Origin of the sequence: Microcoleus sp. LAD1_D5 (genome assembly GCF_036702115.1) — a bacterium.
Lineage (GTDB): Bacteria > Cyanobacteriota > Cyanobacteriia > Cyanobacteriales > Microcoleaceae > Microcoleus.
The window spans coordinates 17,969-43,721 of sequence record NZ_JAUBSA010000024.1 but is presented as its reverse complement, the minus strand read 5'-3'; the positions used below and the strand labels follow the sequence as shown (position 1 = coordinate 43,721).

General features: G+C 45.9%; 19 protein-coding genes and 1 other RNA gene. 3 read left to right on the top strand and 17 right to left on the bottom strand.

Annotated features, from left to right (window positions below):
- Positions 1-230: 230 nt before the first annotated feature.
- The 3 genes from QUA70_RS12720 to QUA70_RS12710 all read right to left on the bottom strand — a co-directional run bounded on the left by QUA70_RS12720 (position 231) and on the right by QUA70_RS12710 (position 1,903).
- Positions 231-488 (bottom strand): DUF2811 domain-containing protein, encoded by a 258-nt coding sequence (locus QUA70_RS12720; protein WP_050813024.1) that lies wholly within the window; start codon positions 486-488, stop codon positions 231-233.
- A gap of 558 nt (positions 489-1,046) precedes the next feature.
- On the bottom strand, positions 1,047-1,208 hold the full coding sequence (locus tag QUA70_RS12715) for a hypothetical protein (RefSeq protein WP_333330323.1): 162 nt from the start codon (positions 1,206-1,208) through the stop codon (positions 1,047-1,049).
- 419 nt (positions 1,209-1,627) lie between these two features.
- Positions 1,628-1,903 (bottom strand): class I SAM-dependent methyltransferase, encoded by a 276-nt coding sequence (locus tag QUA70_RS12710; protein ID WP_333330326.1) that lies wholly within the window; start codon positions 1,901-1,903, stop codon positions 1,628-1,630.
- 798 nt (positions 1,904-2,701) lie between these two features.
- Here QUA70_RS12710 and QUA70_RS12705 point away from each other — a divergent pair.
- A complete protein-coding gene (locus tag QUA70_RS12705; protein WP_333347395.1) occupies positions 2,702-4,747 on the top strand; it encodes a sensor histidine kinase in 2,046 nt (681 codons plus the stop codon).
- 38 nt (positions 4,748-4,785) lie between these two features.
- Here the strand turns inward: QUA70_RS12705 and QUA70_RS12700 are convergent, their stop codons facing one another.
- The 5 genes from QUA70_RS12700 to QUA70_RS12680 form a co-directional block, all read right to left on the bottom strand.
- Positions 4,786-5,979 carry a Gfo/Idh/MocA family oxidoreductase gene (locus tag QUA70_RS12700; protein WP_333330333.1) on the bottom strand — a complete coding sequence of 398 codons (1,194 nt, stop codon included), beginning with the start codon at positions 5,977-5,979 and terminating at the stop codon, positions 4,786-4,788.
- A 205-nt stretch (positions 5,980-6,184) separates the two neighbouring features.
- Positions 6,185-6,886, bottom strand: a complete 702-nt coding sequence (rnc, locus tag QUA70_RS12695; protein ID WP_333347392.1) for a ribonuclease III — start codon at positions 6,884-6,886, stop codon at positions 6,185-6,187.
- 370 nt (positions 6,887-7,256) lie between these two features.
- Positions 7,257-7,690, bottom strand: an RNA gene (gene rnpB, locus QUA70_RS12690) — RNase P RNA component class A.
- Between the two features lie 30 nt (positions 7,691-7,720).
- Complete coding sequence (corA, locus tag QUA70_RS12685; RefSeq protein ID WP_333330337.1) at positions 7,721-8,896, bottom strand: magnesium/cobalt transporter CorA; 1,176 nt, start codon at positions 8,894-8,896, stop codon at positions 7,721-7,723.
- Positions 8,897-8,972: 76 nt separating this feature from the next.
- Positions 8,973-13,211 carry a PAS domain S-box protein gene (locus QUA70_RS12680; RefSeq protein WP_333347389.1) on the bottom strand — a complete coding sequence of 1,413 codons (4,239 nt, stop codon included), beginning with the start codon at positions 13,209-13,211 and terminating at the stop codon, positions 8,973-8,975.
- A gap of 864 nt (positions 13,212-14,075) precedes the next feature.
- Here QUA70_RS12680 and hemG point away from each other — a divergent pair.
- A complete protein-coding gene (hemG, locus tag QUA70_RS12675; protein ID WP_333347386.1) occupies positions 14,076-15,536 on the top strand; it encodes a protoporphyrinogen oxidase in 1,461 nt (486 codons plus the stop codon).
- Positions 15,537-15,628: 92 nt separating this feature from the next.
- On the opposite strand, the gene QUA70_RS12670 is transcribed toward hemG, so the two are convergent.
- From QUA70_RS12670 to QUA70_RS12650, 5 genes are all read right to left on the bottom strand, one after another.
- Positions 15,629-16,321, bottom strand: a complete 693-nt coding sequence (locus tag QUA70_RS12670) for a response regulator transcription factor (protein WP_333330346.1) — start codon at positions 16,319-16,321, stop codon at positions 15,629-15,631.
- Positions 16,322-16,426: 105 nt separating this feature from the next.
- Positions 16,427-18,697, bottom strand: a complete 2,271-nt coding sequence (locus QUA70_RS12665) for a hypothetical protein (RefSeq protein WP_333347384.1) — start codon at positions 18,695-18,697, stop codon at positions 16,427-16,429.
- 429 nt (positions 18,698-19,126) lie between these two features.
- Positions 19,127-19,294, bottom strand: a complete 168-nt coding sequence (psb34, locus tag QUA70_RS12660; protein ID WP_106333461.1) for a photosystem II assembly protein Psb34 — start codon at positions 19,292-19,294, stop codon at positions 19,127-19,129.
- A gap of 69 nt (positions 19,295-19,363) precedes the next feature.
- Positions 19,364-20,407 (bottom strand): thiazole synthase, encoded by a 1,044-nt coding sequence (locus QUA70_RS12655; RefSeq protein WP_333347382.1) that lies wholly within the window; start codon positions 20,405-20,407, stop codon positions 19,364-19,366.
- Complete coding sequence (locus QUA70_RS12650) at positions 20,382-20,900, bottom strand: CdiA C-terminal domain-containing protein (RefSeq protein WP_333330355.1); 519 nt, start codon at positions 20,898-20,900, stop codon at positions 20,382-20,384. Before QUA70_RS12650 ends, QUA70_RS12655 begins: the two co-directional genes overlap by 26 nt.
- Before the next feature lie 45 nt (positions 20,901-20,945).
- Here QUA70_RS12650 and QUA70_RS12645 point away from each other — a divergent pair, with 45 nt between their 5' ends.
- Complete coding sequence (locus tag QUA70_RS12645) at positions 20,946-21,647, top strand: Crp/Fnr family transcriptional regulator (RefSeq protein WP_333330358.1); 702 nt, start codon at positions 20,946-20,948, stop codon at positions 21,645-21,647.
- A gap of 173 nt (positions 21,648-21,820) precedes the next feature.
- Here the strand turns inward: QUA70_RS12645 and QUA70_RS12640 are convergent, their stop codons facing one another.
- From QUA70_RS12640 to QUA70_RS12625, 4 genes are all read right to left on the bottom strand, one after another.
- Complete coding sequence (locus QUA70_RS12640; protein WP_333330362.1) at positions 21,821-22,156, bottom strand: cupin domain-containing protein; 336 nt, start codon at positions 22,154-22,156, stop codon at positions 21,821-21,823.
- Positions 22,157-22,170: 14 nt separating this feature from the next.
- The gene (locus QUA70_RS12635; RefSeq protein WP_333330365.1) at positions 22,171-22,950 is read right to left on the bottom strand and encodes a class I SAM-dependent methyltransferase; all 780 of its coding nucleotides are present in this window, start codon (positions 22,948-22,950) and stop codon (positions 22,171-22,173) included.
- A 265-nt stretch (positions 22,951-23,215) separates the two neighbouring features.
- A complete protein-coding gene (locus QUA70_RS12630; RefSeq protein ID WP_333347379.1) occupies positions 23,216-24,793 on the bottom strand; it encodes a Na+/H+ antiporter in 1,578 nt (525 codons plus the stop codon).
- Positions 24,794-24,812: 19 nt separating this feature from the next.
- Positions 24,813-25,751 carry a DUF389 domain-containing protein gene (locus tag QUA70_RS12625; RefSeq protein ID WP_333410439.1) on the bottom strand — a complete coding sequence of 313 codons (939 nt, stop codon included), beginning with the start codon at positions 25,749-25,751 and terminating at the stop codon, positions 24,813-24,815.
- Positions 25,752-25,753: the final 2 nt, after the last annotated feature.

The following is a 25,753-nucleotide window of genomic DNA, read 5'->3' as shown; positions in this document are numbered from 1 at the left end:
TGAAGCTATCAAAGTCCCCTTCTTAAGGGAGATGCAATGGGGCTCGGCATTAAGCTATAAGCCATAGTTCTCAGGGATTTTAAGCTGAAGTTGCCACCTATGCAGTCCGCGCCCTCTCGGTCAACTAAAATCCTTCCCAGAAACCGCGTCTCCCCCTCTCCCCTTATCCTTTAAGCAATCCCCGTTGAAGTCAGAAGCTCACACTGTACCGAAGGTCAGCGCTGGGTAGTTCACGACGACGGAGTTACATTGTTGCTGTGCAAGTCTTGAGGAGATTGAAACAGAGTTTCGAGATAAACTCTCGCAGCTTGGCGATAACTGCGCGAAGCTTCAGGCGTACCGCTATCGGCATTCTGCAACAAAAACAGCGACAGGGCCGCGCAAAATACTCGGTCTAGATCCCATTCGGGATGGGTTTCCAGGTAAGTTTTGAGAGAATCGTGCAGCGTTTCGGGAATTTCAGCAAAAATACTGACTGTTGGGTTCATCATTTTTTTTAGTCTCGCTAATAAATTGAAAACAGAACCCCCCCTTCGGCCGGATACAGGTGCAGGCACAGCCGAAATCAGAGCGCTTTTTTTTAGGTCGGTCGCATCATTGTGCGCTATGAGGGGGTGGGTTTGTCAATGTTGCGAAATATTACAAAGTTCTTTACATAAAAAAAAGGTTTACCAAATAATCAGCTTTTCAGGGCATTTTTTGTTACATATCTTTATGTAGTGGGGGGGGTTATGAGGAATTAGGCAGCAAGTTAAGGAAATCCCCAATTCCGCAGCAAGATGCTACCGTACCGTTAATTTCTGTGGAAAACTGTGTCGCATCTGTGGAAAACCTCAGACTTGCCTGTGGAAACGCTGTGGAATGTTTAGGGAAAAGTCAGGGAAAAAATAAGAATTGCAAAGGGCATGGGGCGTGGGGCATGGGGCATGGGGCATTGGGCATGGGGCATGGGGCATGGGGCATGGGGCATTGGTAGCAAATAGCAAATAACAAATAACTAATGACTGTTGACTGTTGACTGCTGACTGCTGACAACTGACTACTGACTACTGACTTCCTAAGTGCCACTCTGCCGCTTTTTGCCGGATGGTTGCCAATTCTGCCGACGGCATTTTGTCGAGATTGGCTAAGATAAAGCTCATGCGACCGATCGACTGAAGTTTGTCGCGGTGGCGCGCTAGGAAATCCCAGTAGGGAAGATTTATCATCTGTGCGGTTGAGAACAGCTTGGTTCTGCCAAAGTTAATCGCCTAATATCCAAACGCCAACAGTCATTTTATTTGTTTCACCATTTCACCATAAAACTTATCTTTTACTTTTCATGAGGGCTGGTGGTATATTCCGAAAACTTAATTGGCTGAAAACTCACAACTCTAAACTCATATTTTTTCCGCTTATACCGAGAAAATACTAGAGCCTAACAGTGATTTCCCAAGATAGGAAAGCCGACCAGCAAATTTAAATTTTATGTCGGTGTATCCTTCAGATGTTAATAACTTGGTCAGCGTCTCTACTGAAAAAAAATTAATGTAGCCGTTATCCCAAAGAGCGGCTAAATGTTTATTTAGTTTACCAAAAATCGCTAAAGCCCGATTTATTAAATAGCCGTGATAGGGTGTGGAAATAATTAGTTTTTCTCCCAAATGAGGCATCTTTTTGCAGTTTTTGCTAGTTCTTTAGGATAAAGCAAGTGTTCGATTACTTCAATAGCTAAGACAACATCAAATGAGTTTAGAATATCGGTATCTGGCCGGTCGTAAATATCTGCTTGGATCAACTGACAATCGGGGAAACTTTGACGGGAGAGGGCAATTCCGGGTGCAGAAGTGTCAACGCCGATAACTTCGCAGCCGTGCTCTGCGATGACGTGACTGAGGTTGCTATTACCGCAGCCGAGATCCAAAACTCGGAGTTGTGTCTTGCTGACCTCCTAAAGTGTCGCTAGCCTTTCTCAAAGGGGAGATATCAAATAAGCGTGATGATATCTCGGACGGTTGTTTGTGTAATAATACGTATAAATGCTAAAGTTTTTTTTCATGGATTAAGCTATGGAGATTATTGCCGAGACCGCGAATTTAGGGAGTGTGGGTGCACTGTTTGGGCCAAGGTTCCCCGCATTAGGGTTGTCAGAGTCGATCGGCAGCTTGATCGTCTCATTCTTTTTGTTGGACAGGTGAATTATTGTCACCGAATCAACCGGATGGCAAAAGAAATCTTTCGCAGGGTGCAAAATCTTGCATCGCCCATCTCTGGCCCATCTCTCGAAGGCATTCGGAAAGAAAAAGTCTGATCGAGCAATAATTCTCTCTGTACACTAGCCGGAAACCGAACTTTTTGCCTGTTAATTTGGGGCGAGTGCATCCATACGATTTTAGCTTCAAGCAACTGCGGTATGTCCACCCGACGGTTTTTCCAGCCTGAAAAATGTGCCCTGGGGCGATCGGGTGCCAGTCGATCCGAGAAGTGAGAAGGGAAGTGTGACCGAAATCACAGGCATTTGCCAACAAATTGCTGAGCATCTTTGGGTCCACACACTTAGAATCGAGATTACTACAGTGGCTTCTATAATTGTGTTTAAATGTTGTTCTGAAGCTGTGTTGTCCAGTCAGCAGAGCCCCCTAGACAGATTCACGCTTTCGGTCTGGTTTATTTCACTTTAATGGTCGCTGTTGGGTGTTGCACCTTAATTTAGATATTTCCTATGGTTAAGTTAGGTCAATCCTCCTTTCGCCGTATTTTACTGTCGCGGATTTTGTTGCTCAGCGTACCTGTTCTACTGGTGGGGGAGTATGTTACCTATCGCAAGGCACGCTCGACTCTTCTGGAAACTGCTCGTCAAAACTTGACAGAAAGTGCAGTCAGAAAAGCAGAAACTATTGAACAGTGGGCGAAATCGCTGAAGTCAAATCTGATCGGCGCTTCGGAAAGCTCGATGTTGCAGTCGGTAGACCCGAAGGATTATCAAAAGTTTATCGCGCAATTAGGGCAGCGGTTGCCAACGCAGGTTGATTGCTTGCAATTGACTAATTTAAAGACAAATCAAGTGATCGCAAGCACTTGCGGGCAGCAGCCGATTCAGTCGTTGCCGGCCAAATTTTGGCCGTCCGTACAGCAGCAGCAAACGCTGCTGGACGAGAAGAGCGTTTACATCAGCCTGTCCTTACCTCAGCAGCAACAGGGAACAGCAAACGATCAGAAAGTGACTTTGGGGGCTGAGGATTTTCCCGATGCGGGTAAAGAAGGCCGCGATAGCCAAGCGAGTTTGGTGTTGAGCGCTCCTGTTTACATTCGTCGGGGCAATACCCTGCAGTTGAGTTATGCTTTGAGTTTGCAGTCGGCCTTGCCTGTGCAAACCAGCGCTCCCAAGGGTTCTTTAGCCGGCTATACGGTGGCGATCGACCAAGATGGGACGATTTTGGCGCACCCGAATGTCAACCGCGTGGGCCGCAATATCGCCCAAGAGGCAGATGCCGATCGACTAAAAAGTATTGTCAGAAGGGCGATCGCCGGCGGAACAGCTTTTCTCCACCTATTTTCCTTTGAAAGAAATGGTGTAGAGTTGCTAGCAGGATACGCCGCTATCCCGAGTCCTTCAACTACACAGGAGAACAGCAAGTGGATTATTTTAGCTGTCTCTCGTTTAGATTACGCTCTATCAGGTTTGGAAGAAATTCAGCAAGTTTTATTTAATTTAATTGTCGGTTTGGTTGCTGCTAGTATCATCGCGACTTTATATCTGTCTCGCGACTTGGCGCGTCCTGTGGAAAAACTGAGAGACTACGCGATGAAAGTAGATACAGAAGCGTCGCAGACAGTGCCCCAAGATTTCCAAATTAGGGAATTCAATCAACTATCAGAAGCACTAAACAGCATGGTGCAGGGTCTCAGATCCAGGGCAAAAGCATTGGAAGTCGCAACCAAAGAAGCGCAAGTTGCCAATCAATTAAAAAATGAATTTTTGGGTAATATTTCTCACGAATTGAGAACGCCGCTCAACGGGATTATTGGTTTTATTCAAATTGTGCGGGACGGCTACTGCGATGACCGAGATGAAGAAATGGAATTTTTACAGCGGGCCCACGACTCGTCCATGCAATTGCTCAATATTATTAATGATATTTTGGACATTGCTAAAATAGAATCCGGCACGTTCTCCATGATGTTAGAAGTAGTTGATATTACTCAGGTACTTGAAGACGCGATTGATTTGCAAGCGACTCCTATCGAGGAAAAAGGCTTGAAGTTAAGTTTGCCAGCTCCTCATGATCCGATTATTGTTCATGCCGATCCGGAGAAGCTAAAACAGGTGTTTTTAAATGTTTTGAGCAATGCCGTTAAGTTTACAGAGTCGGGCAGCATTAATATATCTGTGCGGCTAGAGTCGAGGACTAATTCTGGTAGTTTTAACGGCAGTGGGGAAACTACGAATGGCACCAGCGGTCAAAGCGATTGGGTGGTGGTGACAATTAAAGATACGGGAATTGGTATCGATCCCGATCACCAGCAGAAATTGTTTCAACCTTTTGTGATGGCTGATGGTTCTACAACTCGCAAGTTTGGCGGTAACGGTTTGGGCTTGGCTATCTCGCGAAGGATAATGGAATCTATGATCGGAAGCATTACCCTGCACAGCGCGGGCGTGAATCAAGGTACTACGGTGATGATTTCTTTGCCTGTTAATCAGCAGTCAAGTTTTTATTTTCACAGCCCGGACTTAGTAACGGAAAAGGGAAATTTCAAAAGTTGAGGAGTGATTTTCCCACTCTAAAATCTAAAATCTAAAATCTAAAATGGTATTAGGGGCTGTCCACCGAGTTCGAGGGATTTGCTCAAAGTGCTGAGAATGCGGATTAATTCAACGGAGGCCGCGCCCGAAGAGGTAAGACAGGGGGTATTTGTTTCCACGCAGTTGAGGAAGCGATCGCACACTCTCCTCAGGGGTTCTACTTGTTCTAAACTCAACACTTCGCGGTGTTTAAGGCCCGTTGGCTGCGGCGCGATCCTCTTCGTTGGCGTAGCCCCCGTAGGGGCGGGCTTCGCTAACGCACTTTCAAAAGAGTTATTCTCTTCGCCTCCCCTATCTGGATTGCCGCGCTGCAAAATCAGGGGAGTTTCTGGCGACATTTCGTCAAAAATCAAGGTTCCCAAACTGCCAACAACTGTTAAGCGCCGTTGTTTGTCTGGATTTAGCCAGCACAGGTGAATAAATGCTTGAAATCCGTCGGGATAGGTGAGCGTTACCCAAACTAAATCTGCTAGTTTTTCTGCAGGATAAGTAGTCAGCAGTGAAGGAGAAAATTGATTTTCAATTTCTGCTGATTCTTGATTTATTCCTTCTTTCTTTTTCCCTCTTCGTTCTTCCTTGTTTCTCCTTCCTTCTTCCTTCGGAAAAACAGTGCCGATCGCCCTTACTAGAATTGGCGTTTGTTCCAACCAAGTATTGAAAATAGCGATATCGTGAATCGCCAAGTCCCAAAGGGCATCAACATCATGGCGCACCGGTTCAAAATGCGTACGCTGGGCGTAACCGTAGCGCAATTTTCCCAGTTGATGCTGTTGAATAATTCTTTGGCCTCGATCAACTGCTGGATGAAACAGATAAGTGTGGTCAACGAAGAGTTGCCGCTGCTGTTTTTTGGCTAATTGACAGAGTTCTATTGCTTCAGTGAGGTTGAGGGCGAGGGGTTTTTCTGCTAAGACGTGGTAGCCTTGTTTCAGCGCTGCTGCTGCGAGGGTGTAGTGTGTGGAAGCTGGAGTGGCGATCGCCACAGCTTCCAGTCCCGGCAAGGTTTGGACTTGAGACCAATCGGTAGCTAGAATCACCGAGGCATCGAGATTAAACTGTTTTTGAACGGCCGCCAATGAATCTCGATTCGGGTCTACCACCGCTAAAACTTGGCTATTGGGATGTTCGAGAAAGTTGCGAATTAAGTTAACTCCCCAGCGACCTGCACCCAATACAGCTATTCCGATTTTCATTGATAATAATAACAAAAATAGCACATAAATTATAGCATATTTTGTTATTATTATCTATGTTTTAACTCAAAAAAATCACTGTTGACTGTTGGCAGGAGTTATTGGTTATTGGCTATTGGTAGCAGCCAACAAATAACCAATAACTGATAACACCAGTCAACAGTCAACAGTCAACAGTCAACTGTCAACTGTCAACTGTCAACTGTCAACTGACTAATTTATTGAAAGCTGCCTGAGCCGCTGCTTGTTCAGCCGCTTTGATCGATCGACCTTTTCCCTCTGCTACCAACTTTCCCTGAATGAGAACTTCTGCGGTAAAACGATCCTCGCCGCCCTGCACTGTCCCGGTTTCTTGCACGCTATATTTGGGCAAAGTTTTGTATTTGCCTTGAGTCAACTCTTGGAGAGCAGCTTTGTAGTTTTGGCGGGCCGGATCGCTGCGGATTTCTGTCGCTAAGCGTTGAAAGTGAGAATCTAGCCAAGGGCGAATTAATTCTAAGCTCTGGGTACTCAAATAAAGCGCAGCCAGTACCGCTTCCAAAGCATCGGCCAGTCGGGGTTCAGCGCCTGTTTTGTCCGAGGCGGCGCTGCTGGAAACAATTAAATAGCGATCGAACCCGTAACTTTCAGCGATTTTAGCAAGAATGCGATCGCTCACCAAGATCGATCGAATAGCAGCAAATTCCCCCACTGTACAGTCTGGATAAATCTCAAACAACAATTCCGACGCAGCCAGCCGCACCACTGCATCGCCGACAAACTCTAGTTGCTCGTAATTTGCCTTAGCTGATGCGCTCGCATGAGTCAAAGCTAAATCTATGAGATGCCACTTTATCGAAGCATTCTTCGTCAGTCCCAATTTTTGAATTAATGTTTCAAGTTGCTTTTGGCGACCTGGATAAATCATACCCTTTTAGATTTTAGATTTTAGATTTTAGATTTTATAATTGCGAATGACGGATGACTATCCGGGATAGGAGCTTGTCTAAAGTTGCATGATTTTTTGAAAATGGTATCAAATTCATATCACTAAAAAGCTTTTTATTAAAAAACTAAATAGTCCTCCTGGTGCTTATAGTCCGCTCTGTCAAGGTGGTTAAGAAGTGCCTCACACCCTGGAAATCTTTGCTTCGGGCGATCGATAAATCTTCTTTATTTGATAGATTATTAGCAATAAATAACATATCAAGAATAAAGCTCAACGGTTACGATGACGCAAAAACCTTAACTACACCTTGACAAGTCTGCCCATAAGCACCTTACCCAAATTTGGGTGGGGAAAAAGTCGGACATAAGCCGGGTTCTGTTCTCTCAACTGCAAGCAGTTTTCGAGGGCAGTTATCTATCTGGGACGCCTGTTACCAGACGCCTCAAGCAGTACCAAAAAACGGAACTGGTAAAAAACCAACCATAGTCCCTCCGACCTTGCTCCCAACTGGGGTTTACCTAGCCAGCACCTCTCGATGCTGCTGGTGCGCTCTTACCGCACCTTTGCACCCTTACCCCCTAACACTTTGCGATTTTTGATGTTCGATTTTTGATGCAATCTCAAATCTCAAATCTCAAATCTCAAATTGGGGGGCGGTATCTTTCTGTGGCACTATCCTCACGATCGCTCGCACTGGGCGTTACCCAGCAAGTTTGGTTTTTCGGGAGCCCGGACTTTCCTCAGACAAGCTTTCGCTAATCCGCAACCGCCTGCGCCTACTTTCTCCCCGGAGTTATTATACTCGATCGCTCGTTACCTTCCTCGGTCATCTTTCACAGTAGAAAAGTTTTCAAACCAGCCGCGGCGCCAGAAGAAGTAAATTAAACCCGAGGCGATCGTTCCCATCAGCGCCAAACAAAGCGGATAGCCCAAATACCAGTTCAGTTCCGGCATATTAAAAGGAGATTTCTCTGTATTAAAATTCATCCCGTAGATTCCCGCCACAAAAGTTAGAGGTATAAAAATGCTAGAAATCACTGTCAACAGCTTCATAATTTCATTCATTTTATTGCCAACAGAAGACAAATAAACATCCATCAAACCCGAAGACAATTCGCGGTAAGTTTCCACCATATCCATCACCTGCACGGTGTGATCGTAACAGTCGCGCAGGTAAATTCGCACCTCGGGACTAATCAAATGGCTGCTATCTCGAATTAGCACATTAATTGCATCTCGTTGCGGCCAAATTGCGCGGCGCAGCGTCAGCAAGTCTCTGCGGATTTTATAGATTTTTTCGAGGGTTTTGCGAGTCGGCCTCGCCACCACTTCATCCTCTAGTTCTTCTATACGTTCTCCGTACACTTCTAATACTGGGAAGAATCCATCTATAATCGAATCTAACAGAGTATAAGCCAGATAATCTGCTCCGTGTTGGCGGATAATTCCTTTTCCTTTACGAATGCGATCGCGCACGGGGTCAAAACAATCATAGTCCGGTTCTTCTTGAACAGTTAATAGGTAATGTTTTCCCAAAATAAAACTCACTTGTTCTTTATGAAAATCCTCAGATTTTGGGTGTAACATCACCATCCAAGCAATAATTAAAAGGTGATCTTCATAGTCTACAACTTTCGGTCGCTGGGGAACATTAACTACATCTTCTTGAGCTATTAGATGCAAATTAAACACTTCACCCATTTGCTGCCAAGTTTCTTTATTTCCCAATCCTAACAACTCGACCCAAGACACAGATTCTGTATCTAAATAGGCAGCAGCGTCTTGAGGATTTGCCAAGTGTGAGCGAGTAGCTGTTGCCTTGCAATAGTCAATTAATACAATTTCTGGAGGCGGCGCATCGGCTTCTAAGTGGAGACTTCCCGGCGGCGCGCCCTGATCGTCATAAAAATAGTCAACGTAGGAATCATCATCATCATCTTTAATGGGCTTTGCAACTGCACTAGAAGTATGTATGCTTTTGTATACCATGCTAATATTCCTGACTTTTAGAACCTTTAATTAGATTATCATTTTTCTTGTGCAACTACCAATTACCAATTACCAATTACTTCTGCCGAATTGGAATCTCGATCGCGAATTCAGTTCCCTCTCCAGGCGCGGAAATGCACCGCAGCGTGCCCCCGTGTCTTTCCACCACAATCTGATAGGAGATAGACAGTCCCAAACCCGTACCTTTGCCTACTGGTTTAGTAGTAAAAAATGGGTCAAATATTCTATTTTTAACAGACTCTGCCATTCCATAAGCGTTATCTGAAATTGCGATTACCACCCGATTGTTCTCCAAAACCTCCGTCCGAATCCGAATCGCAGGTGCGTTGCAAATGAAGGGTAAACCAGGAAAATCTTGCCGTTCTGCATCCGTTGCACTCGCCATTTCAAACTTCCTATTCCTGACATCTGCTAAAGCATCAATAGCATTATTTAAAATATTCATAAATACTTGATTTAACTGTCCAACGTAGCACTGTACTGGTGGCAGTTTGCCATATTCTTTAACTATTTCAATAGTACGATTTCTGCCACTTTCTTTAAGTCTATGTTGCAAAATTAACACAGCACTATCAATTCCTTCGTGAATATCAACACGTTTAATATCTGATTCTTCCAGGCGGGAAAACTTACGCAAAGACAGAACAATTTCACGAATCCGATCGGCTCCGATTTGAATTGAATTCAGCAGGTGCGGGAAGTCGTCTTTCATAAATTCCACTTCTATTTCCTCAGCAAACTCCGAGATTACAGAAACAGGTTCCGGGTAATGTTCTTGGTACAAGCTGCACAGTTTTAGCAATTTTTCGGCATACTCGGTAGCGTAAGTGATATTGCCGTAAATAAAACTGACAGGATTATTAATTTCGTGAGCAATTCCCGCCACTAGCTGTCCTAAACCAGACATTTTTTCCGCTTGAATGAGTTGAGTTTGAGTTCTTCCTAATTGTTTCAATGTTTGTTCTAACTGGCGATTTTTATCTTTTAATTGAGATTCGGCTTGTTTTCGCAGAGTTATGTTGCGAGCTAGAATGATAATTTGATCCGAATTAAAAGGCAACAGTCTGGCTTCATAAGTGTGTTCTCCTTCCGGCATGGAAAGCGAATATTCTATGTCCCTCGAATTTCTTTGTTCGGAAATTTCACAGATTGCTTGAGCAAATTGGCTGGCGACATTTTGAGGCAATATGTCTGTCATTCGTTGACCCATAAAATGTTCGGGAGGTAGGTATAAATCCGCCGACGAACTTCCTGACAAATAATCCACGATTATACCGTCAGCATCTAGCCGGAAATACAAATCAGGCAAAGCGCGAAAAACTGCTTCTAACTCTAAAGTTTTTTGGCGCAATGCTTCCTCGGCGTAGTAGCGATCGCTAATATCAAAAATCACTCCGTCCAGCCAGCAAACGCTCCCATCTTCAGCGAATACAGGAGAACCTTTATCCCACACCCATTTAATCGTGCCGTCTGCTGCTTGTAAGCGATATTCCAAGCTATAACACTGTTTATTTTCTATTTCTTGCTGAAGAGTTTGTGTAACTCTTGCCAAATCTTCCGGGTAAATAATGCTAGCAAAAGTCCGCCCTCCCCTGTCGGAAGGCGAGAGAAAATCAGCCGCAGGATAGCCCGCTAGCAAGTAAACAGCATCGCTAATAAAAGTTGCCAAAAAATCGCACTCCCAGCGATAAACTACTCCCGGAATATTAGCTACCAAAGACCGAAATCTTGCCTCACTTCGGCGCAAAGCTTCCTGAGCTTGATGGCGTTCAGTAATATCCTGAGCGAAAGCCAGCACTGCGAATACGTTGCCTTCAGCGTCACGTAGAGGGACTTTTTGGGTATCAAAAATATGTACTGAACCATCCGCAATAGTTGCCGGATCGTAGGGATTGTGAAGAGTTTGCCCTGCCAGTACCGCGGAGTCGTCTGTGCGGAACCCTCGGATATTTTGTGCGGAATTTCCAAATACTAATTCTTCGGGAAATCCTAATTCTAAATCATCTTTTCCAATCGTCTCGGTGAGAGTTTTGCCAGTAGCTTGAAGAAAACTATTGTTAGCCAAAATGAAGCGAAAATTTTTATCTTTTGCAAAAATCCAGTTGCTATTTTCATCGATTACACTCCGAAGCAATTGTTCGGAGCGTTCGGTTTGTTGCAAAGCTACCTTGAGTTCTAATTCTAGGCACTTGCGAGCTGTAATATTTTCAAAAGCAACGCCGACGCAGTTGTTAGGTAATGGAAAAGCTTTAATAGAAAAAGCGCGATTTATTCGGCCGGATTCATCGCAGTCAATATCTTCAAGTTCTACGGCTTTTTGGTGGAGAATTACCGAAGCAAATGCTTGGGGAATGTTTTTTGATCGCAAATGAGGAAAAATTTCGTCGATTGTCATTCCCAAAACATCTGCCATTTCTAATCCGGTAAACAGGGTAGCAGCGGGATTCGAGGCGATCGCCCTGAGGGTGCTGTCATCGTCTATATTTTCTACATGGTAGACGTACAAACCAATTTGCATATTCTCGACAATTTGGTCGTAGAGGCGCACGCTTTCGTCTACCTGCCTGCGTTCGGTAATATCTTCAGTAATCCCCAAAACATACTGAGGACGGCCTGCGGCGTCGAGAATTGGCACTTTGCGGGTGTGCAGTATTCTCATACCTTTGTGGCGAGTTTGGATCGGCTCTTCGGCTATGTCTTTAACAGTAGATTGGTTATGATCGCCGGTCAATATTTCCCTGTCTTGAGCAGTAAAAACATCAGCTTGTTCTTTGGGGTAAATATCGTAGTCATTTTTGCCGATCGCCTCTTGAGAAGTAACACCTGCGATCGTTTCTCCGGCTTTATTCCACAGCACAAATTTTAGCGAAGAAGCATCTTTAGCGAAAACTCCCACCGGCAGATTTTCTACTACGGAATTGAGGAAGCCTCTAGCTGATTTTAATTCAGCTTCTGCACGCTTGCGTTCGATGCCTAAAGCGATGACATCGGCAACGGATGCTAAAGTTTCCTGAAAGGGTGCTGTCAGGGGCTGGCGGCTGATAATTACCATGACTCCCACCAGCCGTTCTTCGACTATCAAAGGGTAGCCAGCGAAGGTAAAAATTTGCTTAGGTATTGGGCAATTTGTCGGCTTTTGACTGGTATTGATAATTGCTACTTCGGAACTGTGTGGCGGTGTGGCTTTCGTGGATTCTTCCTCTGGTAGTCCAAAAAAATTATTCAGTTCAAATCCGCAGTCAAATTCCGGTTTTTGCTGTTTGGCGATCGAGTTAACCTTACTTTTAATAAAGTTCGCCCGATCGTCTGTGCGACTGTATATTTCCGATGCTGCTTGCAATTCCCAAACATTATGTTGAGAGTTAAAAGTCCAAATTTCAGCAGAGGCGACATCGAGATTCCGCACCATTGCCTCGCAGCAGGGAAGCAGGATATCTTGAGGGTGTTTGGTTAGGGCAATACCAACATCGGCTACCATTGCTGTGAGGCGAGAAGCTTGGGCTTTTTCTGCTTCCAACCGTTTGCGATCGGTGATATCTTCCACCAAAGAAAGCACGGTAAAAGTATCGCCACTGCGAATAATCGAGTTGAACCAGCGACACCAAATCACCTGTCCGCTTTTAGTATAGTTGCGGTTGATTGAAGTATTGCCGTTGCCGGTGGCTAGTTCGAGTTCGATCGCGCTTACAGCCTCTCTATCTTCCTCGCAAACCAAAGCCAAATCGCCGAACTGCTTGCCCATCATATCATCGGATGTCCAGCCAAAGATTTCTTCGGCGCGTTTCGACCACTGAATGATCCGAAAATCTTCATCCCAGCCTACCATTGCCAGGGGGCTGTTAGCTGCATTCAACCACAGTAAATGGTTCGATCGGCGTAACTGTTGAGTTTTCTGCTGCTGCCAGCGGTAGTGCCTGGTGATATCTCTACCCACGCCCAAAACCCGCATCTGGTTGCTAGAGGCATCCACCGCTGGCGTATAAGCAGTTTCGTAAATTTTAATCCCGCCGTCTGCCGCCGTCACCTCATGAATTGCCAGCCGTTTTTCCCCGGTTATAAATACTTGTTGCAGGCAAGAATCAATCTGCGAGATTATATTTTTTACGGCAGGATTATTAGGATATAATTTCAATAATTCCTGATTAGTTTTGTTGAGTATTTCAGCAGGCTCCAATCCCATCCAAGCCGCAGCAATAGGATTGATCGATAAATAATTTTGCTGTCGATCGCACTCTAGGAAAGCATCAACAGAGTTAGAGAAAAAAGACTGAAACGAGTTGATAACTTCCTGCATGGGTATTTTTTCATGAGACAAGCTTAGTATTATGGAAACCTCGTGTGTTTAGATTCATATGTTGCACTATTTTCAATAAGCTTTTATGGGCGGGCAGGATGCCCAACCCACAAGAAATTAACTCTTTGTGGAACAGGCTTTCCGGCCTGTTCTTGAGAATGGTGCAAGATGTGAGTAGACCGATCGAGGAAACACTCATCAGGCAGTTTTCACCGCCTTGAATATTGATTATTGCTACAGGGGGCTACTTCGACACTTGGGACTTTTATGATCTACTTTCAACGGCACAATTACCGTTTTAAATATTTCACGCGCGCTCGCATAGCAGCTTGAGCTACACCCATATTTTTGATAACCTAATCAGTTAAGACGATAGCTTGTCAACTATGTCTTTTGATTAGGGCATGAAACCCCATCTGTTCAAAGGGGTGTGCGGACTTGCAAGTTAAGCTCTAAAATTTTCCTAAAGTTAGTTTAACCCACTCCAATTTTTTTGCACACTTTACGGCTGCGTTTTCCGGTGCAATTTTTGGCGCTGTTCCCTATAATACAAAAATTTTAAAGGAAGAGTATTTTGGGGAATAGAGCTTAATTACAGCAGATGCTCTTTTTTTAAACCAGACACAGCGGATACAAAAGCGAAATCGAGAGACGGGGAGACGGGGAGGTGGGCAGAGAGAGAGAGGTTAATCCACAACATTCGAGAAAAATGCTTAATAAGTGCCGGAAAGCTTACCGATTCCCAATTCCTAATTCCTAATTCCTAATTTGTTACTCTGAAAGCGGTTTGGCAGTACGCCCCGCAAAGAACGCAACCTGTGCAAAGCCATGTAACATAAAGATTGCGATATTTTTCTATGTAATATGGAACTATTAGATACCTTGATTGTGGGTGCGGGTATTAGCGGTTTGAGTTTGGCGCACGCACTTCACAAGGAAGCAACAACTCCATCCTCGCTGAAGATTTTAGTCGCTGAGAGTCAGGGACGTGTGGGCGGGAACATCACCACTGTGACAGGGGAAGGGTTTCTCTGGGAGGAGGGCCCGAATAGTTTTTCGCCGACGCCGGAATTGATGAAGTTGGCTGTGGATGTGGGATTGAAGCAGGAGTTGATTTTTGCCGATCGCAAATTGCCTCGTTTTGTGTATTGGCAAAATAAGCTGCAACCGGTGCCGATGAGTCCACCGGCGATGATTCAGTCTCAGTTGCTGAGTTTTCCAGGGAAACTGCGGGCGTTGTTCGGGGCTTTGGGGTTTGTGGCGCCGGCAATCGGTGCTCGACTTTCGCAGCAGGGTGACGAGGAAACTGTTTCTCAATTTTTCCGCCGTCATCTGGGCACGGAAGTGATGCAGCGGTTGGTGGAACCTTTTGTTTCTGGGGTTTATGCGGGAGATCCGCAACAACTTAGCGCGGCGGCGGCTTTTGGGCGGGTAACAAAGATGGCTGATGTGGGTGGCGGGCTGGTGGCGGGGGCGCTGCTTTCTGCTAGGAAAAGACCGAAGAAATTGCCCGCCGACCCGAATGTTCCTAAAACTAGGCCGGGGGAGTTGGGTTCGTTTAAACAGGGGTTGAAGGCTCTGCCAGAGGCGATCGCTGCTCAATTGGGCGATCGAGTGAAACTCAACTGGCATCTGACTCGCCTCCAGCGTACAGAACGCGAAACTTATATTGCTGAATTCTCCACGCCCGACGGACAGCAGGCAGTTGAGGCGCGCACCGTGGTTTTGACAACGCCGGCTTACGTTACAGCCGATTTGTTGCAGCCTCTGCAACCGGAAGTTAGCAGTGCTTTACAAGCTTTTACTTATCCTACGGTTGCCTGCGTTGTATTAGCATATCCGCAGTCGGATGTCAAGGGTAAATTAGTAGGTTTTGGAAATTTAATTCCAAGAGGGCAGGGAATTCGCACTCTGGGGACGATTTGGACATCAAGTTTATTTGCCGATCGCGCGCCTGCGGGCTGGCAAACTCTCAGCAGTTACATCGGCGGGGCTACTGATTCGGAAATTGGCAATCTCGACTCCGAAGAAATCGTTCGGGAGGTACACCGAGATTTGTCTCGGATTTTGCTGAAGCCTTCGGCGGCGCAGCCGAAAGTTTTGGCGGTGAATGTGTGGAAGCGGGCGATTCCTCAGTACAATTTGGGGCATTTCGATCGCCTGCAACAAATCGATGAGGGCTTAAAATCTTTGCCTGGGGTGTATTTGTGCAGCAACTACGTTGGCGGAGTGGCGTTGGGAGATTGCGTGCGAAGGGGTTTTGAGCGTGCACGAGAAGTGGGCGAGTATTTGCAGAACAAAAAATCAGATACTCGATCGATCTGAATTATTGTGTGGGGAGGGCGGGTTTAAAAATATCGAGTATGTTAATCCGAGATATTGGTGAACCCGCCCCTATAGCCGAATGGCGAATGCTACTAGGTTGTTGGCTCAAACTTGTAACCCACCCCCCGGACGGTTTGAATCATCGGCATTTGATTGGGATCTAGTTCAATTTTGCGGCGAATTTGACCGATATGGACATCCACCACGCGATCGGCTCCTACATACTCGTAGTCCCACACTTCATGCAGCAATTCCGATCGCCTCCACACGCGACCGGGTTTGCTCGCCAAACAGTACAACAGGTCGAATTCTAAAGCAGTCAAAGCAACTATCTGACTGCCGAGAATTACCTCGCGGCGAACCGGATCTATTAGTAGATCTCCAAAGTTAAGACTTTTTTGTTCGGCGGGAGTAACAATGCGCTTGCGCTTCAAAATTGCTGCAACGCGAGCTCCAATCTCTACAAGACTAAAAGGTTTAGTAATGTAGTCGTCAGCACCTTCGGCAAACCCTTTCATTTTGTCAGCTTCATCGGTTCGGCTGGTCAGCATCAACACAAACACGCCCGTGCGTCTTTGCATTTCTTGACACAGTTTGTAGCCAGTTGTATCAGGTAAATTTACATCTAGAACTACTAAGTCAGGATTGAGTTGCTCAAATAATTCCAGACCAGTCTGACCGTCCTCGCCAGACTCTACTTGATAACCTTGCTGGCTCAAAAAACGGTGAATTAAATTTCGGATTGCCGGGTCGTCATCAACCACAAGAATTTTTACAGGGGCCATGACCACAAGTTTGCTTGAAGAATTAGGCAAGAATATTCAGCCATAATAATAGAAAACTGGATACAAATCTCGAAAAAATTGAGCTTTTAATAGTTATAGCCATATTTATAACCTACGCAAGATTTCAGGCAATAAATCTCCAGGAACTTTGGATAAGGCTAAATTTTGGCCTGGCAGCCCACATTCACTATAGAAAGCTCTAATCGTTTTGACAATATAGCTCAATGCTGTTTGCCTGGAATCAGCAGCTTGGGAGTTTGCCGGGGCTTGCAGGTTGAGTTTATCCCCATATGTTAACCCTTTGTCATTGAGATGTTGTCCCCATTCGGCGCACACTTGCAACTGGTGGTGTAGTGCGGCTTCTAGATGGCTTGTCTGTGCGGCTTTGTTGAGGGCGAAATCTGGATCTGTGGCTAGTTGATAGTGGGCTAGTCCGAGATTGTTGCGGGCGGCCAAGCCGTCAAAGGTGAGTTGGGTTTGATCGAGCTTTCCGGCGATATCCAGGGCGGCTTCGTAGGCGGTAATCGCCTGCTGTAATGATTCCGTCCGCGCCTGTTTCTGCTGAAACTGGTTCGCCAAATGCCAATAAGCGGTACCGAGATTGTTGTAGGTGGCGGCTGCTGCTGCGGGTACTAATTCTCTGGTGCGGTATTTCAATGCTTCGCGGTAGGCGGAAATCGCCCTGACTAGCAGGGGTTCTGAGGGTTCGTGCTGGGCGAGGTTCCAGCAGGCGGTACCGAGGTTGTTTTGCACTCCGGCATAGTTGAGGGGTTCTCGTTCGGGACTGTAGCAGGAGAGGGCTTGGGTGTAAGCTGCGATCGCGCTTTTGAGATATACGATCGGCTCACCATCTTGGGCTAAATTCCAGTATGCTGTCGCCAAATTATTCTGAGCAGCAGCGTACTGCTGGGGCTCCACGGCGGGGTCTAGATCCAGCAGCGCTTGTTGGTAAGCTGCAACTGCGTGCTGCAAGTTCTCTGTCTTGTCTCGATAGCGAGCTAAATCTGCCGAGGCGATTCCCAAATTTTTGTTTAATCTAACGCGGGTTTGGGGTACGGTTTCGGCATCTGTTCGGTTCAAACCTTCAAGGTAGAGGGCGATGCTGCGTTCAAGGCTGGATACCGGATCTGAGGCGTTATGCTGCGTGCGATCGCGCGACAGCATCCAATAGAGAGTGCCGACATCGTTGAGCAGATCCGAAATTGGCGGTAGGCTGTTGGACTCCTGGGCGTACTGAGTTAAATTTTGTGTCAATTGGGCAATCAGCCGCGCGCATTCCTCAGTTAGTGGTTGATTTTGCTGCGAGTTGGCGTCGAGTTCGAGATACGCAATCACTTGTTCGATCGCGCCAATGGCGATTGTCAGGTTCTGCTGTGAAGCGTCTCCGCCCAGGATGCGATCGCGGTAGTAATTCCCCAAACCGTGATAAGCCAAAGCCAATGCTTCGGAACAACACTGATGTTCTTGCAGCAGTTCGATGTATTGCAGGGTTTGCAGCGGCAGAAAATTCTCCTCTGATGCGGCATTATTTTCGGCTTCCAAATCCTCAGAAGCCGCTGCTAGCACCAAATCTGCCAGTTGGACGGATTTAGAATCTGGCGCTGGGGACGGGGGATGGGAAATTGGGGATTGTTCGTCATCTGCCAATGGGACGGATTTAGAATCCGACGCTGGGGATGGGGGATAGGAAATTGGGAATTGTTCGTCGGGAATTGGGGATTGTCCAGATAAAGAAGATATTAAAAGTTTGTGGCCAAAGTCTCCGCTGTCCCGCAGGTTTCGCAAGTCTCCTGAGTTTCCCAAGTCCTCAAAGTGCCCAAAGTCTTCCTTAGCTGGAGTTGGTTCACCTTCAAACTCAAATACTCCGGTTCGCCAGTGCCAAAATTCTGGGGCCGATTGCTCGATCGAACTTAGCCAGGGCCGGGACACCCACAGCAACAGAGTAGACTCGCACATTTGCAGGTTTGCTTCGATGTCTCTCAAATAGCTCAGGAACGACCACTGCACGGCTGCTGACTGCCTGGTCAGGTGTTCTGCCCCAAGAATTTGAAATCCCGGCAAAGGGCTGTAGCTGCCCCTGTTTTGGGGCGGTGGGTGTTGGGTCAGCCACGCGGCGATCGATCCCCAAGGATTTGGATCGCTCAAGTCGAGTTCCAAACTGACAAATCGGGGGTAGTAGATCGGGGAGCGAGGATCGGAGCCTGGGATCTCTGCAGCTAATTCTGCGTGCAAGCGGGCTGCCAGACAGTCCCGCAGGCACAAGTCGTCGCAGGCGGCAATAAAAATTTGACGGCGTAAATTGAGGTCGATCGCCTGTTTCAAGCGTTGGTAGATCAGCTTGTTCGAGCTAGAAACTTTTTGGGAAGGAATAGACATCAGGATCAGCCGATTTTAGATTTTAGATTTTAGGTTTTAGGTTTTAGATTTTGGATTGTAGATTTTAGATTGTAGAGTTGAGAGTTGAAATCTCGATCGCTCATAACTCGCAACTCAGCCCCGAAGGCAGTCAATCGCACCGGTGATGACTAAAGGATTGTAGATTTTCAATTGGCAATTTTATGTGGGTGACGAACCCATGTGAGTATTTGCAACCCAAGTCCCTGAACCCGACAGCCGAGAGGAAAACACCAAATTTCTGCTGGTCTTATTTAGCTTTCCAGCTCGCTCGGCACGCTTCAGGACTGTCGCAACTACCTGCTTTGTATTGAAACACAAAAACCATGTTTCCATTGGTTGGAAAACATGGTTTGCTGAAGGATTATTTAAAATTGCGATTTGAAGCAGCTTTGAGTCTCAGCCCAGCTTTTAGACGGAGGCAGCCACGTACACCAAACCGGCGACTAACATGGCTGCTGCAATACCCATGATGATGTAGTTGCGTTGCTGATTTTTGTTGGGAGGTACGGCTTCATACACCTTCGGCTCTTTAGCAAAGTTGTTCAGGCGTCCATCGTCATCTTTGATGTAAGGCATCAGTCACAATCCTTAATATTTTTGATGTTTACAACTCTACCAAAAAAGCGCCCAGGAAAATTCAGGAATTTATTTGGATGTGACAGTGCCTGTTTGGGGGGAAGAGGCGATCGCGTAATCTTTGATCGGCATTCTTCCTGCTAGGTACGCCAGCCGCCCCGCTTCTGCTGCCATTCCCATTGCTTTTGCCATTGCCGGGGAATTTTGGGCATTGGCGATCGCGGAATTAATCAAAAGTGCATCGGCTCCCATTTCCATTGCTCGCGCCGCTTCGCTGGGCGTTCCGATCCCCGCATCGACTACCACAGGAACATTTACCGTGTCAATAATTATTTGAATGTTGGCCGCATTGTTGATCCCTTGCCCTGAACCGATGGGCGAACCTAAAGGCATGACTGTCACACAACCGACTTCTTCTAGGCGTTTTGCCAGCAAGGGATCGGCATTGATGTAGGGCAAAACGGCAAAACCTTCTTTGACTAATTGTTCTGCAGCTTCCAAAGTGCCGATCGGATCTGGCAGCAAATATTTAGCATCGGGAATCACTTCTAATTTGACAAAATTATTGTCTTCTTGCCCTAAAAGTTTCGCCATTTCCCGGCCCAAACGAGCTACTCTAATCGCCTCATCCGCAGTTTGACAACCGGCAGTATTGGGCAGCATCCAAATTTTAGTCCAATCAAGAGCCTCTGCCAATCCTTCATGGCCCGGAGCATTTGTTTGCACTCGCCGCACAGCTACAGTCACAATTTCGCACTTGCTAGCGTTGACACTTTGCTGCATTTCTGCAATGCTGCGATATTTTCCCGTCCCCGTCATCAAACGAGAATGAAAAGTTTTGCCTGCGATAACCAGAGGTCGATCGGAGATAGTGAGGGGTGGCGCTATGTGTCCGTGTTTTGGGTCTCCAAAAATAGCATATTCTAGCCCCTTTTCCCATTCTTCTCTGCCTCCGAGCATATTTTCTAGCAGCCAACCTTCTTTATTGGTTAGTTCGTCTCGAGTTACTGCGTAGAGGATCTCTCCAACAATAATCAATCTTGCATCCCGCGGCATATTATTTTTTATACCGCTATTTACGATTTCTTCAAATTCTTGAAAAACGCTGCCCATTTTCCCATTCCTCTCTAGTAATTTTTAGAACAGATTGGTTGTTGAAAACCAAAATGATAGTTTGTATGAGATGCTTAACATCCCAATATATGGCTTGCCTGATGCCTTCGTCTATCTCTCGAATGTCGTAAATTTCTATATTTACGTGAAAAATGACTGTATTTGCACTTTGATTTTTGGCTTTTCCAAACCCTTCTTGTACTCTATTTTTTAAATTACTCGACTCTTTTGTTAATTCCTTAAATTCGCAAATTTGACCGTCAATCTCAGCATCTGGAGTTTTAGTTCCAGACGGTGCTTGCTCGCTCAAAAGTCTAACTCTCTTTCCCATTTTAGCCAAAACTTCAGCGACAAAACTTTCGGAATTATTAAGATTATGGTCTTGGTGGACGAGCACAAATCCGCCAGCTATCTCATCTAAATAATAGCGCCGATATTCTGGTTCTGCATTTTCGTAGATGGCTCTGCTTGTCTCGATATATTCTGAATTCACCGTTAATATACTCTCAATGGACTCGAATCGGGTAGAGTTAAATCTATGAAAGCAACTGTTGAGCAACTGGCTAAAATTGGAATATTTGCCAGCTTAAACCGAACTGAATTAGAGCGATTGCAAGAACATACAGCAATGCGGACTTACCGACAGGGAGAAGTTGTGATGTATGAGGGCGATCGCATCCCCGAAAAATTATACACTCTTTTGAGCGGTTCTCTGCGAGTGGCAAAAACAGCGGCGGCGGGCAAAGAAACAATTCTCCGCACTTTATTTCAGGGAGATATTTTTGCCGCACCTGCTTTGCTAGGCAACGGCATTGCCCCCGCAACGGTGACGGCAGAAACTGATGTGGAAGTTCTTACCACAGAACGGGAAGTTTTGCTAGCAGCAATTCGGGAAAATCCCGAAATTGCTTTGCGAATATTGGCGGTTTTTAATCAGCGGTTGCAGCAACTGCACGAGACTGTGCACGGGTTGGTGTCGGAAAGGGCGATCGTGCGGCTGGCCCGATTTATTCATTACTTTGGCGTCGAGCAAGGTACGAAGATTGCGGATAATAGTGTATGTTTAGAAAAACGTTTTCCCTACTATCAAATTGCTCGCAGTATTGGCATTACCTACGAAGAATGCGTGCGGCTGTTTAAGAAGCTCAAGCCGTTTGTATCCTACAGTCGAGGCGGTAAAATTACTGTATTGGATTGGAAAAAATTGGAGGATGTCGCCTCTGGGGAAGAAATAGATTAAATGTTAAAATCCCAATGGTAGGGGCGGCTTTCACAAACAATATTTGACTGCAACTCACTATCTATATAAACCCGCCCCCCACAACCTGTGAATCGGGGCGGGTTTATCAGATTATTGATTGATTTTCGGCAATTATGGTTGGTAAAACCCGCTCCTACAGAATAATGATGGCATTAATGAGGCTCAGAAAGTGTCAAGATAAATGCCAAATTTTGTTCAGCTTTCAAAGCGTGGAGGGCGCGGGCGGGCAGAAAAACAAACACCCCCGGTTCCAAGACAATATCTTTGCCTTCTAGAGTCAAAACCCCCTTTCCTTCGATGACATTAACTGTGGCATTGCGGGGCGAAGAGTGTTCGGAAACCTCGCTACCAGCAGCCAGACAAAGTAAATTGTACTGACAATTATTGTCTTTGATTAAAACTTTGCTCGACACTCCGGCGGCAGGATATTCAATTGCTTCTCGGATTTGGATAGCTGAAGATTGTAGCGGTAAAAGAGTAGCAGTCATAAATTTTGACTCCGTTAAGATTGTTTTTTGGCAGAGATAACGATGTAGCCTAGATCCTGTTGGTAATGCTGGAAAACTCGACGCATTGCTAAGATCCGATCGCGAATTTGCGATCGACTTAAAATATTCCACACAATCCGCACAGTACCCACAAACCCTTCATCTTTAACCATTCGCGGCAAGTTGAGGAGTCCCATCGCCCCGGTTTGACACTTTTCTACTTGCAAACCCGCGTTTTGGCAAACAGCAATCCAGCCAGACTCAGACAAAGGCGTTGAATTGACGCGAATCACTTCTGATAAAGCTTTGTGAATTTCAGCTTCTCGGTTTTTAACTAAAAGTTCGTGAGAAAGAAACTTGCCACCTGGTTTTAAACGATCGCAAATTCCCGATACAATTTTAGCTTTCCCTGACGGCGACTGCATGGTCAGGATAGCTTCAGCCAACACCCAATCAAACTGTTGGGAAATCCGATCCAAGTGAAAAATATCTCCTTCCACAATTTCTACTCGATCGCTCAAACCGGCTGCTGCAACATTAGCACGAGCGCGGGCCACGCTCTCGGGATTTTTCTCAACTCCCACTACTTTTACCCCAAAACGTTCAACAAGGGCGATCGAACTATATCCAAAACTAGCAGCCAACTCCAAAACAGTCTCGCCCGGTTGAAAATCCGCCCATTCAAATAACTGTTCCGTAGCAAGTTTCCCCCCCGGCCTCAGCATTTTCTTGCCAGCCGCAGCCAGAACTTCATGTCCGGGTGCAGTCTTAAAATTGAGAGCAGTATTGGTCATTAAATTGACCTCCTATTTAACCTTACTCTCAGTGTGCCAAATTTTCCCAAATCTTTCTATGATCTAGCTCATATTCAAATTCTCGTAGGCTGACGAACCCTACAATATCAGGAATTATACCATGTCCGCCCCTGAACAATTCGGACTTTTTTTGATTGCCAACACGGAATCTAACAAGGAACGAGAAATTTGATGGTTTTAGGACTTACGCAAAATTTCCACATCAGCGGGACAATCACGGGGGATTATCCCTACAAACATCCTATTAAGAAACAATTGTCTCATTCCGCTCTTTAAAACATTGCCGCAACACAGAAACAGGCAGCTCATTCAATTGACCCGATCGCACAAATTCAGCATAAGTATCAGCCTCTATTGCCTGCAAATCCCCTTCGAGTTTGTCGATAGTCATCTGCCGCAGTTCAGGAGAGCGATCGTACATTTGATTGATTTCTGTTTGCAGCAAGTTTAATTTTTCTTGAAGCTGACTCACGAGATGATTGGAAAACTCAGGCTCGATTTTACGATCGCCCGATACTTCAGATAGATGCTTGAGAACCCGATTGACAGCAACACGTTGGGCGATCGCCTCCAGATACTGCTGGCGGAACTCCTGGTTGTTCAACAACCCCAGTTTTTCCAGCAGCGCCTTGGTGGTTAAACCTTGTACTAGCAGGGTAAATAAAACTACGCCAAACACGATCGCAATAATTTTTTGCCGCTCTGGGAAAACCTCCGGCACGCTCAAAGCTAAAGCAATCGATACAGAACCCCGCAATCCTCCCCACCAAATCACAGTTCTATCGGCTAATGAAATTTCTGATTTTGCAAACCTATTGCTCAACCATCCTAAGCCAAAAATAGCGATCGCTCGCGTCACAAACATCGCCACCACAGTTATGCCAATCACTCCTAAATTCGCTTGCAAACCAGCAAAACTAATCCGATCGCCAATCAGCAGGAACATGATCGAATTTACAAAAAACGCCAAAAAATCCCAAAATTGTGTTACCGCGAGTCTGGTACTGGGTTGCATACCTATCTGAGAGCCGAAATTGCCAAATATCAAGCCCATCACCACCACACCAATCACCCCAGAACCACCCAATTCCTCAACAATTATATAAGTGCCATAGGCTGAAACTAAGGTTAACGATTGCTCCACCAAAGGTAAATCAAACCGTTGGGTTAGATAGGAGATACCAAAACCGATCGCACTCCCGACAGCAATCCCAATTCCCACAAAAGCTAAGAAACGCCCCACCAGAAATGGGATGCCAACTTCATCCGTCCCTAAAGAGAATCCCACCAAAAAACTAAAGGCAACAACAGCAATGCCATCATTAAATAAACTCTCTCCCTCCACCAGCAAAGCTAGGCGTTTTTCAACTCCTAATTCCCGGAACAATGCAATAACTGAAACAGGATCTGTAGCAGATATACTAGCTCCTACCAACAGGGCGACTCCTAAAGAAACTCCAGCTATTTGGTTGAGAGCAAAAGCCACGCCAGCAACCGAAATAACAACACCCAAAACCGCATAAAGAGCGATCGGCACTAAATCCCGCTTGAGTTTAGACCATTCCAGATTCCAAGCAGCTTCAAACAAAAGAGGCGGCAAAAAAATCAACAGAATCAGTTCGGGCGAGAGCGACACCAATCGCACGTCTATAAAAGCCAAACCCAACCCGACAATTACTAAAAGCAGCGTGTAGGGAATTTGGCGCAACCAGCCCCATAGTTGCGGCAGTATCGCCACACTTAAGGAAACTAATAGGACTAAGAGAAATTGCTTCAGATTGCCCTCGATAGTCGCTTCGTGAATTAGAGTTTCTGGGGTCATACAATTAGGGAAAAAATAGTTAACGCTTCGGTTTCGAGCGGGACTTATTCAGGGTCAATCCCCGCACTTCTTCAACTTGACTGACTTGAAAAATTAGGGTAAATTTTTGGCCCATTTCTTTTTCGACAAATGCTTCTAAAAGCTGCACCTGTTTGGGTGTCAAAGCTTCGCTGCTGCGAACAATCAGACGAACCTCCGGCGGTTTTGCCAACCAGTTAGTATCAGTTTTAATCAGTTCCACCCGTTGAAAAGTGATAGTTCGGTTAAGCAACGCCCGCTTCAGACTGGCTTCGAGTTGCGCTTGCTCGATCAATTCCGCAAAACTCACCCCCAGAGGAATCACAAGTATAGCCGTCAATGCTAGCGCCCAAAAGAGGGCTTTACCAGCGCGATGCAGGGGCGTGTAGCCGGCCATTAAAGAGGTTAGCATACAGGAGAGAGTAATCCCCAGCAAATTAGTAAGATACAGGAGGCTTGCTCCCAAACTGAGCGACCAATTAGCTTGAGATAAGCCTAAACCTATAACACAAATTGGCGGCATGAGAGCCACGGCGATCGCAGTTCCCGCCAGAGTAGCAGAAACTTTGGGCTGAACTTTCGCATAGCCGCTGATTCCCCCAGCGGCGATCGCAATTCCTAAGTCTAGTAATGTAGGTTTAGAACGAGCTAGAACTTCGCTCCCAAAGTTGGGAAGTTGTATCAAAGCGCCCAAAAAACAAGCTAGAAAAATTGCTAGCACCGTCCCGACTGCTAATGAAATTAAACCTTTGCGGAAGAGGATAACGTTACCTTCTACCGCTCCAAATGCTAACCCTCGGATTGGCAACATCAGAGGGGCAATGATCATAGCACCGATAATGACGGCCGCACTGTTGGCAAGCAGTCCAAAGGTAGCGATTATACAGGAGCCGAGAATTAAGACAAGATAGTCAATATCTAGGGTTGATTCTTCCAACAAAT